This is a genomic window from Azorhizobium sp. AG788 (genome assembly GCF_004364705.1).
GTDB classification, from domain to species: Bacteria; Pseudomonadota; Alphaproteobacteria; order Rhizobiales; family Xanthobacteraceae; genus Azorhizobium; species Azorhizobium caulinodans.
In genome coordinates this window covers 1-13,289 of the sequence record NZ_SOBM01000001.1, presented here as the reverse complement: position 1 = coordinate 13,289, position 13,289 = coordinate 1, and the positions used below count along the sequence as shown (strand labels likewise).

General features: G+C 67.1%; 16 protein-coding genes and 1 tRNA gene. 7 read left to right on the top strand and 10 right to left on the bottom strand.

The window, feature by feature from the left end:
- The first annotated feature begins 13 nt into the window (after positions 1-13).
- Both DFO45_RS00085 and DFO45_RS00080 read left to right on the top strand, forming a co-directional pair.
- Entirely contained in the window at positions 14-310 is a 297-nt protein-coding gene (locus DFO45_RS00085; RefSeq protein ID WP_012172699.1) for a KGG domain-containing protein, read from the top strand.
- A gap of 189 nt (positions 311-499) precedes the next feature.
- Positions 500-1,066: a sigma-70 family RNA polymerase sigma factor gene (locus DFO45_RS00080; protein WP_043880604.1), complete on the top strand. Its 567-nt coding sequence runs from the start codon at positions 500-502 to the stop codon at positions 1,064-1,066.
- Positions 1,067-1,319: 253 nt separating this feature from the next.
- Here the strand turns inward: DFO45_RS00080 and DFO45_RS00075 are convergent, their stop codons facing one another.
- Positions 1,320-1,610 carry a hypothetical protein gene (locus DFO45_RS00075; protein WP_133863301.1) on the bottom strand — a complete coding sequence of 97 codons (291 nt, stop codon included), beginning with the start codon at positions 1,608-1,610 and terminating at the stop codon, positions 1,320-1,322.
- A 147-nt stretch (positions 1,611-1,757) separates the two neighbouring features.
- Positions 1,758-2,066, bottom strand: coding sequence for a hypothetical protein (locus DFO45_RS00070; RefSeq protein WP_133863300.1), 309 nt, complete (start codon positions 2,064-2,066; stop codon positions 1,758-1,760).
- A gap of 278 nt (positions 2,067-2,344) precedes the next feature.
- Here DFO45_RS00070 and DFO45_RS00065 point away from each other — a divergent pair, with 278 nt between their 5' ends.
- Positions 2,345-2,524 carry a DUF1328 domain-containing protein gene (locus DFO45_RS00065; protein WP_012172704.1) on the top strand — a complete coding sequence of 60 codons (180 nt, stop codon included), beginning with the start codon at positions 2,345-2,347 and terminating at the stop codon, positions 2,522-2,524.
- A 131-nt stretch (positions 2,525-2,655) separates the two neighbouring features.
- Entirely contained in the window at positions 2,656-3,633 is a 978-nt protein-coding gene (locus tag DFO45_RS00060) for a transglutaminase family protein (protein ID WP_133863299.1), read from the top strand.
- Positions 3,634-3,727: 94 nt separating this feature from the next.
- Here the strand turns inward: DFO45_RS00060 and DFO45_RS00055 are convergent, their stop codons facing one another.
- From DFO45_RS00055 to DFO45_RS00035, 5 genes are all read right to left on the bottom strand, one after another.
- Positions 3,728-4,711, bottom strand: coding sequence for a malate dehydrogenase (locus DFO45_RS00055; protein ID WP_133863298.1), 984 nt, complete (start codon positions 4,709-4,711; stop codon positions 3,728-3,730).
- 86 nt (positions 4,712-4,797) lie between these two features.
- A complete protein-coding gene (locus tag DFO45_RS00050; protein ID WP_133863297.1) occupies positions 4,798-6,147 on the bottom strand; it encodes an amidase in 1,350 nt (449 codons plus the stop codon).
- 147 nt (positions 6,148-6,294) lie between these two features.
- Positions 6,295-6,675 carry a cupin gene (locus DFO45_RS00045; RefSeq protein ID WP_133863296.1) on the bottom strand — a complete coding sequence of 127 codons (381 nt, stop codon included), beginning with the start codon at positions 6,673-6,675 and terminating at the stop codon, positions 6,295-6,297.
- Between the two features lie 47 nt (positions 6,676-6,722).
- A complete protein-coding gene (locus DFO45_RS00040) occupies positions 6,723-8,207 on the bottom strand; it encodes a 4-hydroxyphenylacetate 3-hydroxylase N-terminal domain-containing protein (protein ID WP_133863295.1) in 1,485 nt (494 codons plus the stop codon).
- 20 nt (positions 8,208-8,227) lie between these two features.
- The gene (locus DFO45_RS00035; RefSeq protein WP_012172710.1) at positions 8,228-8,728 is read right to left on the bottom strand and encodes a flavin reductase family protein; all 501 of its coding nucleotides are present in this window, start codon (positions 8,726-8,728) and stop codon (positions 8,228-8,230) included.
- A gap of 222 nt (positions 8,729-8,950) precedes the next feature.
- On the opposite strand from DFO45_RS00035, the gene DFO45_RS00030 reads away from it, so the two are divergent.
- Positions 8,951-9,544, top strand: coding sequence for a MarR family winged helix-turn-helix transcriptional regulator (locus DFO45_RS00030; protein WP_133863294.1), 594 nt, complete (start codon positions 8,951-8,953; stop codon positions 9,542-9,544).
- Between the two features lie 40 nt (positions 9,545-9,584).
- On the opposite strand, the gene DFO45_RS00025 is transcribed toward DFO45_RS00030, so the two are convergent.
- On the bottom strand, positions 9,585-10,724 hold the full coding sequence (locus DFO45_RS00025; protein ID WP_133863293.1) for a glycosyltransferase: 1,140 nt from the start codon (positions 10,722-10,724) through the stop codon (positions 9,585-9,587).
- A gap of 120 nt (positions 10,725-10,844) precedes the next feature.
- On the opposite strand from DFO45_RS00025, the gene DFO45_RS00020 reads away from it, so the two are divergent.
- Together DFO45_RS00020 and DFO45_RS00015 are read left to right on the top strand one after the other, a co-directional pair.
- Complete coding sequence (locus DFO45_RS00020; protein WP_133863292.1) at positions 10,845-11,186, top strand: hypothetical protein; 342 nt, start codon at positions 10,845-10,847, stop codon at positions 11,184-11,186.
- Between the two features lie 237 nt (positions 11,187-11,423).
- Positions 11,424-11,510: transfer RNA gene (locus DFO45_RS00015), tRNA-Leu, on the top strand.
- A 43-nt stretch (positions 11,511-11,553) separates the two neighbouring features.
- On the opposite strand, the gene DFO45_RS00010 is transcribed toward DFO45_RS00015, so the two are convergent.
- Together DFO45_RS00010 and DFO45_RS00005 are read right to left on the bottom strand one after the other, a co-directional pair.
- Entirely contained in the window at positions 11,554-12,285 is a 732-nt protein-coding gene (locus DFO45_RS00010) for an SDR family oxidoreductase (protein WP_133863291.1), read from the bottom strand.
- Positions 12,286-12,360: 75 nt separating this feature from the next.
- The gene (locus DFO45_RS00005) at positions 12,361-12,918 is read right to left on the bottom strand and encodes an HXXEE domain-containing protein (protein ID WP_133863290.1); all 558 of its coding nucleotides are present in this window, start codon (positions 12,916-12,918) and stop codon (positions 12,361-12,363) included.
- Positions 12,919-13,289 lie beyond the last annotated feature (371 nt).

The following is a 13,289-nucleotide window of genomic DNA, read 5'->3' as shown; positions in this document are numbered from 1 at the left end:
CAGGCTTTGAGGCATGATCCAGGAGTTCAGGACGATGGGAGACGCACGCAAGGGAGGTTCCAAGCGCGGCTTTGCGGCCATGGATGCCGAAAAGCAGAGGGCCATCGCGCGCAAGGGCGGCGAGAGCGTTCCGGCCGAAAAGCGCAGTTTTTCTCAGAACCGCGAGCTGGCGTCCTCTGCCGGTCGCAAGGGCGGACAGAGCGTAGCGGACGAGGACCGCAGTTTCTCGCGCGACCGCTCGCTTGCATCGCAGGCCGGGCAGAAAGGTGGACAGGCGTCCCACTCCGGAAACAACCCGCAGCGCTCCTGAGGCACGCGGAGTCATACCGCCCGATGGAACCAGATCCGCGACGCAGGCGTTAGGCCTTTCACGAAGGGATAACGTGGCTGTCCCAGCCGCGATCCGGCGGACCATCTTCCGCCCGGAAGCCAAGGACGGCCGCGTTTGCGGCTGGGGACAGGCATGTATCATCCAGAGGAAGCGGACATCGGACTCCCCATGGATTTGCCTCAGAAGACCGACGGGACGGAAGCGGCCGAGCTGCGCACGCAGGTGCTCGAATTCCTGCCGGCCCTGCGCGCCTTCGCCCGCTCGCTGACACGGAACCGCACCGAGGCTGACGACCTCGTGCAGGAGACGCTGCTGAAGGCCTTGTCGAACATCGACAAGTTCGACCCCGGCACCAACCTCCGGGCATGGCTCTTCACCATCCTGCGCAACACCTATTACACCGAGATCCGCAAGCGCCGCCGCGAGAATGACGGCATGTCGACGCTTGCGCAGCAGGACACCAACATGGGTCCGGCGCAGGAATGGGCGGTCACGCTCAAGACCCTGAAGTCGGCCCTGGAGGAACTGCCGAGCGACCAGCGCGAAGCGCTCATCCTGGTCGGGGCCGCCGGCCTGTCCTATGAGGAAGCCGCCGAAGTCTGCGGCTGCGCCCTCGGCACCATCAAGAGCCGAGTCAACCGCGCCCGCGCCAAGCTTCTGGTGCTCATGGGCGCTGACGCCACCGCCGACGTGGTGGAAACCGACGCGTTGGCGCTCTCCGCCGCACGCAGCTGAGCCGCAGCCTGAAGATGAAAAAAGCGGCCGCCCCATCGGGCGGCCGCTTTTTCTTTGCCTGATCAGAATTTCAGGCCGGTCCTGCCAGGCAGGAAGTTAGAGCGGGCATTGAGGCAGGCGATGTGCAAACAGAGCGGGCGAAGAAAAGATTGCCGTCGCCCTTCTGCCGGCCGCGCCACCACCGGCAAGACGCACAAAAGCCGGCCGACGCAATCGCGTCGCCGGCTTTCCGACGTCGGAAAGGGGAAGGCGCTCAGACGGTGTCGGAGCGGCTCGATGCGTCTTCGGAAGAGACGGGCGCTTGGGGCGTGTCCGAAGGCGTCGGCGACGCCGCTGGAGCGGTCGCCGGCACGTCAGGCCTGCGGCCCGCCTCGAATGCGCCCTGAAGCTGGGCCGCGAGCTTCAGCAGCTCGTCGGGCATGTCTTCGTGCGTATAGTCATCGAAGAGTTCACGCAGTTCCTTCCCCAGCAGATCCTGCCGGGCGGAAATGTCTCGCCGGTTCGGGGCCTTCATGCGGCCTGCCTCATTGTGATCCTGCGTCATTGGAAGATCCGGGCGCTGTCTGCGCATGATGACTGCTCGCCTGTTCCAGCATCGCGGCTCGGAGCCGCTGCCCCGCGCGCCAACGCTCGGGCCCAGCCCTGAGAACGAGCGCCAGAGGGAGCGCGTTCCTGCGTGCCGGCCATCTGCTCAATCCTTGTAGAGACGGGACGCGCCGTCAACGCGCAGTTCGTCATCGGTGTCCCACTTTTGCTCGCCCTGCTCCACGTGGCGGGTCCGTCCGCCAATGGCGGCATCGGCGAGGCGCAGGTGACGCCGCTCCTCGTCCGCCTCCCGGCTGCGGCGCACGCGACCGAAGTCGCGATCCGCCTGCTCCGGCGCGAATTCGCTCTGGTCGTATCCGTGCGGGATAGCCCGCGGCGCGGACGCGACCTGATCGCGGGTCGCGGCGCCCGTCTGGGACTGACCGTCCCGTTCCGTGCTGCGCGATGCGGTCATGGCGACCTCCTTTACCATACAGTTGTAGTGAAACGCGGCCCCTCGCACTTTGTTCCGCGTGTCCAAACCTTCTTCTGCAAGCTTTGGTCAAGTGTCGCGAGGGGAACCCGATCCCCGGTCCGATGGTTCCTTCGGCACAGGTTGCGAGGGAAGGGACACGGCACCGCCGCCCCCTCCCGGTGCCGCATGGCGCCGCGCCGTGAGGAGGTGCGCACCTGTTCTTTCTTCAACCGCCGCGCCCCGCGCGAGCGGGTCCGTGCCGAACAGGAGATCGAAACATGCTGAGCTGGGCTCTGACGTTCCTCGTCGTCGCCATCATCGCCGCCGTCCTCGGCTTCACCGCCGTGGCCGGTACCGCCATCGAGATCGCCAAGATCATCTTCTACGTGGCGATCGTGCTGTTCCTCATCTCTGCGGTGATGGGCTTCCTGCGCCGCGGCAGCAGCCGCACACTTTAAGCGGGCTCCGTAACGCCCGACGATATGGCCGGCACACGCGCCGGCTCCTGAGACGGTCCCGGCTTGCCGGGGCCGTTCTTTTCATGCCCCATGCACGAAGCCGGCCCCAACCACAACCCTAAGGAGTTCCCATGCGCCGTCTCACGGTCGAGCACAAGACTCTTTACCGCTATGCGGAGCCGGTCAGCTTCGGCACGCATCGCCTGATGCTGCGCCCGCGCGACAGCCACGGCCTGCGCCTCCTCGATGCCCGGATGACCCTCTCGCCCCCGGCGGAAGTGAAATATGTCTATGACGTCTTCGGCAATTCCATCGGCCTCGCCGATTTCCAGGAGCCGGGCGCGGAGCTGCGCATCGAAAGCACGCTGGAACTCGAAATCTATCCGGTGCCGGCGCTTCAGGATCTGATCGCCCGCGAGGCGGCGTCCTATCCCTTCGTCTATTCCAGCGACGACCGGCTCGATATCGCCTTGCCGGCGGCGCGTCATTATCCCGACGACGGCGCGGTGGAAGCGTTCGCCCGATCCTTCCTGCCCGAGAGCGGCACCCGCGACACGCTGGACCTCCTGATGGCCATCAACGGCGCCATCAAGGAGCGCTTTGCCTATCAGGCCCGCTATGAAGAAGGCACGCAGGCGCCCGCCGACACCCTGCGGCTCGGCAGCGGCACGTGCCGCGACTTCGCGCTGCTATTCATGGAGACGGTGCGAGAGCTGGGCTTCGCCGCGCGCTTCGTCACCGGCTATCTCTATACGCCGCAACTGGACCCGCTGGCAGGCGATGCCTTCCAGGGGGCGGGCGCGACCCACGCCTGGGCGGAGGTCTATCTGCCGGGCGCCGGCTGGATCGACTTCGATCCTACCAATGCGCTGGTCGGCACGGACCATCTGGTGCGGGTCGCCGTGGTGCGCGATCCGCGCCAGGCCATTCCGATCAGCGGCAGCTTCAGCGGCACGGAGGGCGCGTTCCTCGGCCTGGAGGTGGACGTGCGCGCGGCCTGCCACAGCGCCGATACCGAGCCTGCGGAGGCTGAAGCCGCAGCCGCCACCGATCCTTTGCCGGCCCCGTCCAACGACGCGGCACCGGAGGCTCCTCGCCCGGCAGCCTGAGCCCCTCCGCCGACCGCGCAAAGAAAAACCCCGCCAGATCACTGGCGGGGCTCGAAATGTACGCCGACCGACGCCGGCGCCTGATGGCGTCGGCTCAGCCGACGATGGCGGCGACGCCGGCGCGCTCCTCGAGCAGTTCCTTGAGGGTGATGTCGAGCATCGACTGCGCGTAGGCGTCGATCTCGAGACCCTTCACCACTTCATAGGCGCCGTTGGCGCACACCGCCGGGAAGCCGAACACGATGCCTTCCGGAATGCCGTAGGAGCCGTCCGAGGCGATGCCCATGGAGACCCAGCCGCCGTTGGTGCCGTGGATCCAGTCGCGCATGTGGTCGACGGCGGCGTTGGCGGCAGAGGCCGCCGACGACAGGCCGCGGGCCTCGATGATGGCCGCGCCGCGCTTGCCGACGGTGGGGATCAGCGTGCCGCGATACCAGTCCTCGTCATTGACGAGCTTCGGCAGGGGCTGGCCCTTCACGGTGGCGAAGCGGTAGTCGGCGAACATGGTCGGGGAGTGATTGCCCCACACCACCAGCTTCTCGATGTCGGCGCTGTTGGCGCCGATCTTGGCCGCGAACTGCGAGAGCGCGCGGTTGTGGTCGAGGCGCAGCATGGCGGTGATGTTGCCGGCCGGCAGGTCCGGAGCGGACTTGGCGGTGATGTAGGCATTGGTGTTGGCCGGGTTGCCGACCACCAGCACCTTCACGTCGCGCTTGGCGACTTCGTTCAGCGCCGCGCCCTGGACCTTGAAGATCTCGGCATTGGCGAGCAGCAGGTCGGCGCGCTCCATGCCCTTCGAGCGCGGGCGGGCGCCCACGAGGAAGGCCGCGTCCACGTCCTTGAAGGCCACCTTCGGATCGTCGGTGATGACCACGCCCGCGAGCAGCGGGAAGGCGCAATCCTCGAGCTCCATGACGACGCCCTTCACGGCGTTCTGCGCCTGGGGCAGGTCGAGCAACTGGAGGATAACCGGCTGATCCTTGCCGTACACGTCGCCATTGGCGATGCGGAACAGCAGCGAGTAGCAGATTTGACCGGCGGCGCCGGTGACGGCAACGCGGACGGCGGGCTTCGTCATGATGAATCCTTCCCCGAAATGTCCAACGGGTTTACGGCGCTCTCTATAGGCCGCGCGTGCGGAAATGGAAGCGTCCGTTAGGAGGATCAGCCTCCAAACTGGGCCTCAATTCCAGCCGCGATGGCGAACAGGCGAGCATCCATGCCGCGTGCCGACGCCACCATCAAACCAACGGGAGCACCCCCCGGCGCCGGGATGGGCAGGGAAATGGCGCAGCCGTCGATCATGTTCACCAGCGTGCAGTTGCGCAGCGAGAGGATATTGGCCTTGGCATAGGCGGCATCGTCGCTCGCCAGATCGGCGATCTTCGGCGGCAGAATGGCGACGGTCGGCATCAGCAGCGCGTCGAACGGCGCGACCCGCGCATTGGCGCGGGCGATGAGGGAGCGGCGGGCGGCGAGGATGTCGATATAGTCCGCCGCCTCCTGCTCGCTGCCGCGCTTGATGCGCACGGACACGCGCGGATCATACTCCGCCTCCTTCTCTGCCAGCAAAGCGCGGTGCCAGGCATAGCTCTCCGCCGCGGTGAAGCCGCCCTTGGCATTGATGCCGGCGATCTCGGCGAACTCCGGCACCGGCGCCGTCACCACGCGGGCACCGGCCTTGGAGATGCGGGCCACCGCCGCCTCGAAGGCGCTCGCAACTTCCGGATCGAGGGCATCGAGCGCCACGGTGGCGGGCACGAGGAAACGCAGGCCAGACAGGTCCGCAGGTTCCAGAGCGGTGACCGGCGCGCCGGCCAGGATGGCGTCGGCCGCCGCGCAGCAGGCCACCGAGCGGCCGAGCGGTCCGATGGAATCGAGGCTCTGGGAGAGGGGCAGGCAGCCCTCCTGCGGCACGCGGCTGGCGGTGGGCTTGTAGCCGGTGATGCCGCAGAAGGCCGCCGGAATGCGGCAGGAGCCGCCCGTGTCCGTGCCGAGCGCCAGATGCGCGAAGCCGTCGGCGACCGCGACCGCGCCGCCGGAGGTGGAGCCGCCGGGCACCCGGCCCTCCTCCCGCTTCCAGGGGCTCTTCGGCGTGCCGTAATGCGGGTTGAGGCCGAGCCCCGAATAGGCGAACTCCACCATGTTCGAGCGGCCGATCACCACGAAACCAGCGTTGCGCAAACGCGCAACAGCCGTCGCATCCGCAGTGGCCGGTGTATTGGAGGCGAGCACCTTCGAGCCGGAGGTGGTGACCTCACCGGCCACGTCGAACAGATCCTTGATGGCGACCGGAATGCCCGCGAAGGGCGAGGGCGCAGCGCCCGCGCGGCGCAAGGCATCCTGCCCGTCAGCCGCCGCCAGCGCCTGCTCGCCCGCAACCGAGATGAAGGCGCGCGTCCCCTCGCCCGCCGGGTCCGAGATGCGCGCAAGGCAGGCCTCCACGAGCGCGCGGGAGGTGGTGCGGCCGGCGGCAAGATCGGCGGCAAGGCTGGCAAGGGTCGGAGCGGTCATGGGAGATTTCCGGGATGGAAGGCGGGGTGCGTCGGGCGGGTGTGTATCGCGAAACGGGGCCTGCGGGGAGACCGGGCCCAAAATGCCAAACGCCCTCCCCCGTCGAACGGGCGAGGGCGATATGTCGAAAGCGTCAGGCCGACATGCTCATGCGGGATCGAAGTAATGGATCTCCATGAGGATGCAGCCCTTCTCGGACTTGAAGGGGCCGTGGAAGGCGCCCGGCGGGCGGCAGGCATAGGTGAAGGGCGGGAACGACTCGCCGCCTTCGCCCTTCTCGTCATTGCCGACGGTGAGGTCGCCGGTGACGAGGAAAACCTCTTCCCAATAGTCGTGCACGAAGGGCGCGGTGGTGAAGACGCCGGGATCGAAGCGCAGCAGGCGCGTACGCGAGCCGCGCTTGTTTGTCTCGTCCAGCGCACCGGAAATGATCTTCTGCTGGATGCCGGCCGGATAACCTGGCGGCACTTCCCAGCCGCTGGTCAGGTCCAGCGTATAGAACTCGTCATGGGCTTTGTTGATGGCCATGGGGTGGGCTCTTCCTTCGGGCGGTCAGAACGGATTGTTGCAGGAGCTCATTCGGCGGCGCGCGCCGCGGGCGGAGGGACCTCGTCGGCGAGGGCATAGGAACCGAGCATGCGGTCGAGCAGCGCCTTGGCCCCGTCCCAGTCATAGGTGCGGAAGGCGTGGCCCTTCACCACGAAGCCGGCGCCGGCATAGAACATCTCGTACTGGGCATGGCGCGAGGCGAACTCGGAGCCCACGGCGTCCCACGCGAGCTTGTAGAACTTCACCTTCTCCTCGGCGTCGGCGGCCGGCGACTGCTGGGTCTTGCCGATGAGGTTGGCGAGTTCGGGATTGGCGAAGTCCTGCACGGAGGACGGCAGCATGATCATGCCGCCGCCGGCCAGCTCGCGCAGGGTGTTCAGCACCTTGCCATAGAGCTGCTGGCTCAGCGTCTGCGCCGCATAGAGGGTGTGGCGGTCGGGCACGAAATAGGGCCCGCGCTGCACACCCTTGGCCTCCATGGCGGTGACGAAGGCGTCGATCATCGCCGCCTCGGCGGAGAGCTGGCCGAGCGTCTCGCGCACCTGCGGAAAGTTGGTCGTGCCGTTCACCTCGGTGATGCGGCGGGCGACCCCGAGCAGGAACTTGAGCTTCACCGCCAGACGGATCTGCGCCTGGTAGTTCTGATAGACGTGGGCCGGCGTCGCGTGGAACTGCTTGGCCACCATCTCGATGCTGTCGACGATGAAGACCCGGTCCCACGGCACCTTCACATCGTCGAAATAGAGCACCGCGTCGTTCTCGTCGAAGCGGCTCGACAAAGGATTGTCGAAGACGCTGGGGTTCGCGGCCTCGTACGACTTGCGCGAGAGGATCTTGAGACCCTTCGTGTTCATCGGGATGGCAAACGAGAGGGCATACTTCTCGTCGCCCGGCTGGAGCGGCTGGATGCAGGTGACGAACACCTCGTTGGCCATGATGCCGCCGGTCGCCAGCATCTTGGCCCCGCGCACCGTGATGCCTTCCGCGTCCCGGTCCACGATGCCGGCGGAGAGGAAGGGATCCTGCTGCTGCGCCGCGCTCTTGGAGCGGTCCGCCTGCGGATTGATGATCACGTAGGTGAGATAGAGGTCGTTGTCGCGGGCGTAGCGATAATAATCCACCAGCGCCTTGGCACGGGCAGGGTCATAGGCCTCGAACACCTCAAGGCCCATGGCCATGCCGGCGATGCAGGAGGCCACGTGGTCCGGCGCGCGGCCGAGGAAGCCGGCATGCAGCTCGGTCCAGGCCACGAGACCGGCACGGCGGGCCTTCAGTTCCTCATAAGATTTCGGCAATTGCCAGATCTTGTTGGCCCGCGTGCCCGTATCCGTCTCGAACGTCATGAGTTCGCGGTTCTCGGGCGCGCTCTGGAAGTCGAACATCCGGCCCACGGAGGCAACGGCCCCCCGATAGGCCGGATGGCTGGTGGCATCGCCCACCAGAGCGCCATCCAGGAAGATCTGGCGCCCGTCCCGCAGGCTCTCGATATGCTGTTGGCCGGTCTTGATCATGGAAGGTCCTCTTGGGCAAATCAGCTGGCGACGACGCCGTGATAGGCGCCGCGGAAGAAGACGAGCGGCTCGGCCTCCTCGCTGTGGGCAAAGCGCACGACGCGGGCGAGAAAGATCACATGGTCCCCGCCATCATGATGGGCGTAGGGCACGCATTCAAAGTGGGCGATGGCGCCGGACAGCAGTGGTGCGTCCTCGACACCGGCCGTATGGGCGACGCCTGCCCACTTGTCCTCGAGCGCCCGCGCGAAGCGGTTGGACAGATGCTCCTGATCGCGCGCCAGCACGTTGACGCCATAGCCGCGCGCCGCCAGCATGGCGGGAAGGCTGTGCGCGGAGCGCGCCACGCTGAAGAGCACCAGCGGAGGATCGAGCGATACGGAGTTGAACGAACTCATGGTCATGCCCACGACCTCGTCCGTTTCACCGGCGCGGGCGGTGACGACCGCAACGCCCGTGGCGAAATGGCCGAGAGCCCGGCGGAACGCGCGCGCATCGAATGCAGGAGACTTTTCGTCCATTCCGGAAGGCCTTCGGCAGATGGTTCAGACGGTGACCGCCATCGGTATCGCGACCATTTACCTTTGAATCAAAGCTAATATTTTTATGAAACTGACGTCAAGGCGGTTTTCGTGGACGGATCGGGCAAGACAGGCAGGGGGCAGGGGAAACAGGCGGGTGAGGCCCCGGGCTCAAAGGCGCCGGGCCGGCGTCGTCGCGCCATGGCAGCCGGTGCACCGGCCATGGCCGACCAGACGCGAGGCGACGCCCCGCCCCCCGAGCAGCGCGGCGAGCGGGGCCAGCTCACGGTCTCGCGGCCGGAGCTGCTGATGGACGGCTCGGACCGCGCCTTCCGCCAGCTCGTGCATGACACGCTGGCCTTCGCCGCGCGCATCCAGGAGGTGCGCAGCCGCCTCGGCGCGCTCATCGGGCTCTCGGGCGCGCAATACACCATCCTCGTCGCTATCGCCCATCTACAGGGGCGGGAGGGGGGCGTAGGCGTGAACCTGCTCGCGGAGCACCTGCATCTCTCGGGCGCGTTCGTCACGATCGAGGTGAACAAGCTGGTGGCGGCCGAACTGGTGGTGAAGGAGGTCAATCCGGAGGACCGGCGGCGCGTGCTGCTCACCATCACGCCCAAGGCCGGCCAACTGCTGGATGACCTCACCACCGTGCAGCGGCCGGTGAACGACACGCTGTTCGAGTGTCTTTCGGCGGAAGACTTCCACCGCTTCCGCACCATCGTCTCGCAACTGGTCGCGACCGGCGACCGGACGCTGAAGCTGCTGGACTATCTCACCCCTGACGGCGCGCTGCGGCCGGGCGACGGACGCTGAAGGCACCCGATTCCATCTCCGGCCCGCGACGGCCGAAGCCTTACGGCCGGGCAGGCTCCAGAAGCCTCGCATAGATGGAGGCGAGCTCGCGCTCGAAGCGGGAGGCTCCGAAGCGGCTCTCCGCCCGCTGCCGCCCCGCTTCGCCCAAGGCCGAGCGCAGGGGCGCATCGCCGGCAAGCCGCAGCAGCGCCCCGGCGAGTGCCGGCGCATCCTCATGTGGCACGAGGAGCCCGGTCTCTCGGTCGGCGACCGCCTCCGGAATGCCGCCCACGTTCGTCGCGATCACCGGCAAAGCGGCGCTCATGGCCTCCAGCAGCACCAGCGGGAAGCCCTCCGTATGGGTGGAGAGCACGAGGCCGTCGATGGCACCGTAGAAGCGGGCCATCTCGCCCTCGAAGCCGGCGAAGTGGACGACGCCCCCGGTTCCCGTTTCCTGCATCAGCTCGGACAGCACGGCGAACTGCGCCCGATGGCCGGCATCGGTGTCCGTGTCCCCCACGATGAGCACGTGCACATTGCCCCCGGCGGCGCGCACCTGCGCCATGGCCCGGATGAGCGTCGCATGATCCTTCTGCGGACTGACGCGGGCCGGCATGCCGAAGACGACCGCCTCCGCCGGCAGGCCGTAATGCGCGCGCGCGGCGCCCCGGTCCACCCGCGGCGGCGCGGGCGGCGCCGCATCATAGAGCACCGTACCGCGCCCCGGCGGCAACGGAAAATCCTGCCGCCCCATGGCGCTCTTCGACACATAGAGGAAATGCTGCACCGGCCGCAGCAGCAGGCGATCCAGATCGTTCATCTGCGGATGGTCGGCGCGGACATGGCTGATCACCCGCGCACCGGCAAGGCGACCGGCGAAAGCGGTGAAATATGCCCCCAGGAGTTCGCCCGCATGGACGATGCGCACCCCCCGCCGCCGGAAATCCGCCCGCACGGCAAGGCTGGCTGCAAGATAGGGCCACGGCCGGCGCAGGCTCACCTCGGGCTGGGCGAAACGGGCGGTTTCAAACCGGTGATCCCGGCAGAGAGCCTCAAGCTGTGCGGCCGCGTCGCCTTCCGGCAGATACAGCACGTTCCCATAGCCGAGGCGCCGGGCCGCCTCCGCAAGGCGCAGGGTGGCGAGCTCGGTGCCAGCCAGATTCGTCCAGGGTATGATGTGGGCGATGAGGGGCGCGGACATGCCTTCTTATAAACGGCCGCGCACACGCATGAGACCCGCTCCGGAACATTTGGGTGTCATTTTCCCTCCGCGAGCCGGCTTATGCTCGGATGTCAGCGCCATATCGGGAGAGACCGACCCATGCGCCGCTTCGTCGCCCTGCTGTGTCTTGTGCCGCTCGGAGCGCAGGCCGGCGACCTGACCTTCTATGAAAAATCGATCGCCTCCGCGGCCGACTGCCACAAGACTTATGAGCAGGTCGTGCCCGACTGGCGCCGCAACCGCGCCGCCCTCTTCACGCGGTTTCCGGACGGGCGCGAGCGCCTGATCCACTGCCTGCCGGACGGCGTCGCCGAATGGATCTGCGTGCCGGCTGCGGGCAAGATCTACACCGCGGTTCAGATCGGCAAGACGCTGGCCGCGTGCGAGGCGCAGACGCCCAAGGTGCCGGTGCTGGACAAGCCGAGCATGTTTGCACCTTAGGGCGCAACCCGAGCGGATTGAATCGATCTGGGCGGCAAATCGCCCTCTGACCTCAAGAAAGAGAACGCGTGCTCGGATCAGATTGCGATGCCATCTGATCGGCGCGTGCTTCAGGGCCCTCAGCTTCGGGAAGATGTGGGCAGCCGCCCCGCGTGCCTCCCGCCGACCGGAGGGGCTCTGGAACTTGCAGCGGGTCTGCCTTATAGGACAGGAGAGCTGGCGTTGCGCCGGCTCCATGCGGGTGTGGCGGAACTGGTAGACGCGACGGACTCAAAATCCGTTTCTGGTGACAGAGTGTCGGTTCGAGTCCGACCACCCGCACCAATCGCCTCAACGATACGACCGTCCGGCGAGGTCTCACGCGGACCTATCGCCCGCCCGTGACATCCATGATGCTGCCGGTGACATAGGACGCAGCATCGCTCAGAAGCCAGACGATGGCTTCGCCCACTTCATCCGCGCGCCCGGGGCGACCGAGCGGCGCCGACGTGCCGAGACGCTGCGCCCGATCCGGCTGGCCGCCCGATGCGTGGATGTCGGTCTCGATCAGGCCGGGGCGGATGGAATTTACCCGGATGCCCTGCGGCCCCAGCTCCTTCGACAGGCCAATGGCCAACGTATCGAGCGCGCCCTTGGAGGCGGCGTAGTCGACATATTCGTTCGGGCCGCCCAGCCGCGCCGCGGCCGAGGAAACGAGCACGATCGACCCGCCTTGCGTCAGCCGGCGGGCACCCTCGCGGGCCGTGAGCATGGCGCCGAGCAGATTGATGTCGAACATGCGCCGCAGACGGGCGAGATCCATGTCCGCCAGCCGGGACGGCGGCGCGACGACGCCGGAATTGACCACCACGCCGGAGAGCGGGCCGAAGGCCGTCTCGGCGGCATCGAACAGGCGCAGCACGTCTGCCTCTTCCGCCACATCGCCCTGAACGGCGATCGCCTTGCCGCCGGCCTTCGCGATCCCGGTAACCACCTCCTCGGCGGCGGCGGCATCGCGCACATAATTCACCGCCACGGACCAGCCGCGCGCCCCCGCCTGAAGCGCCGCAGCGCGCCCAATCCCCCGGCTGCCGCCCGTGATGACAATGGCCCGGCTCACGGTGATCCTCCCGATGTTGTCTTCGGGACAGTCTAGAGCGCGGCTCGGGAGGGAGGAAAGACGGCGCCGCTGGAATCAGCGCGGCACCGCCTGCTGCGTATTGGCTTTGACCCGGACGATGATCGCCGCGTGGATCACCAGCGAGATCACGAGCCCCACCACATGCTCCACCGGCCGCGCGGGAATGAGCAGCAGGCTCAGGACGCCGAAGGGAATGAAGGCGAGCGCGCCCGTGACGAGGCCGGGATTATACCCTCGGAACCGAACCGCCATGCCCACATGGGCAATGCCGTTGACGAGGATGAGATAGGCCGCCGCGAGGCCCCAGCCCGGCCCGAAGGCCAGCGCGGCATAAAAGGCGAGAAGATTGATGCCCCATACGCCCGGCAGGTTGATGACGAGCACGTCGGCAACGCTCAGCGCCTGAACGCCGCCGAACACAACGTCGTTGACATAGGTGCGGAAACGATCGCCGGCATGCTCCTCGATCTGGTGGAGCATATAGAGCGGCGAAGCGAGATAGACGAGCCGCAGGGCGGGATCAGGGACGATGCCCGGCAGGACCAGGAGCAGCGCGCCAGCCATGAAGGCAGCGCCGGCCACCCAATGTTTCGCAAGCCACGACGTGCCCATGCCACCCATCCCTCAACGTCAGTTGGAGGAAGCATGGCAGGATCGGCCGCCAGCGCAAGGCGCTGGCTACCTCCAGGCTGACATCGTGTGTCCCGGCGCGGTGACAGGCGAGCGCGATCGGATCTGACGGCCTCCGGCGGGGCGCATTGTGAGGGCGCGTGTTGCTTGCGCGGTGCGCTTTGCTGGTTCTGCGAGGAGCTCGGCCCTTTGCTTCTGTTCTTAGAACGCACGAAGCCCCCGCACTTTTTGGGATGCGGGGGCTTTGTGTGTTTTGTTGGATCTGGGCGTAATTTGTGCTTTGCAGGCCTGGCAGCGACCTACTCTCCCGCGTCTTGAGACGAAGTACCATTGGCGCAGAGGAGTTTAACGGC

What these genes read in the sequence shown, in the direction of transcription:
- DFO45_RS00060 (WP_133863299.1), top strand. Translation starts at nt 2,656, where the DNA reads ATGCGCCGTCTCACGGTCGAGCACAAGACTCTTTACCGCTATGCGGAG.
- DFO45_RS00040 (WP_133863295.1), bottom strand. Translation starts at nt 8,207, where the DNA reads ATGATCAAGACCGGCCAACAGCATATCGAGAGCCTGCGGGACGGGCGC.
- DFO45_RS00080 (WP_043880604.1), top strand. Translation starts at nt 500, where the DNA reads ATGGATTTGCCTCAGAAGACCGACGGGACGGAAGCGGCCGAGCTGCGC.
- DFO45_RS00085 (WP_012172699.1), top strand. Translation starts at nt 14, where the DNA reads ATGATCCAGGAGTTCAGGACGATGGGAGACGCACGCAAGGGAGGTTCC.
- DFO45_RS00035 (WP_012172710.1), bottom strand. Translation starts at nt 8,728, where the DNA reads ATGGACGAAAAGTCTCCTGCATTCGATGCGCGCGCGTTCCGCCGGGCT.
- DFO45_RS00045 (WP_133863296.1), bottom strand. Translation starts at nt 6,675, where the DNA reads ATGGCCATCAACAAAGCCCATGACGAGTTCTATACGCTGGACCTGACC.
- DFO45_RS00065 (WP_012172704.1), top strand. Translation starts at nt 2,345, where the DNA reads ATGCTGAGCTGGGCTCTGACGTTCCTCGTCGTCGCCATCATCGCCGCC.
- DFO45_RS00070 (WP_133863300.1), bottom strand. Translation starts at nt 2,066, where the DNA reads ATGACCGCATCGCGCAGCACGGAACGGGACGGTCAGTCCCAGACGGGC.
- DFO45_RS00030 (WP_133863294.1), top strand. Translation starts at nt 8,951, where the DNA reads ATGGCCGACCAGACGCGAGGCGACGCCCCGCCCCCCGAGCAGCGCGGC.
- DFO45_RS00075 (WP_133863301.1), bottom strand. Translation starts at nt 1,610, where the DNA reads ATGACGCAGGATCACAATGAGGCAGGCCGCATGAAGGCCCCGAACCGG.
- DFO45_RS00020 (WP_133863292.1), top strand. Translation starts at nt 10,845, where the DNA reads ATGCGCCGCTTCGTCGCCCTGCTGTGTCTTGTGCCGCTCGGAGCGCAG.
- DFO45_RS00005 (WP_133863290.1), bottom strand. Translation starts at nt 12,918, where the DNA reads ATGGGCACGTCGTGGCTTGCGAAACATTGGGTGGCCGGCGCTGCCTTC.
- DFO45_RS00050 (WP_133863297.1), bottom strand. Translation starts at nt 6,147, where the DNA reads ATGACCGCTCCGACCCTTGCCAGCCTTGCCGCCGATCTTGCCGCCGGC.
- DFO45_RS00055 (WP_133863298.1), bottom strand. Translation starts at nt 4,711, where the DNA reads ATGACGAAGCCCGCCGTCCGCGTTGCCGTCACCGGCGCCGCCGGTCAA.
- DFO45_RS00025 (WP_133863293.1), bottom strand. Translation starts at nt 10,724, where the DNA reads ATGTCCGCGCCCCTCATCGCCCACATCATACCCTGGACGAATCTGGCT.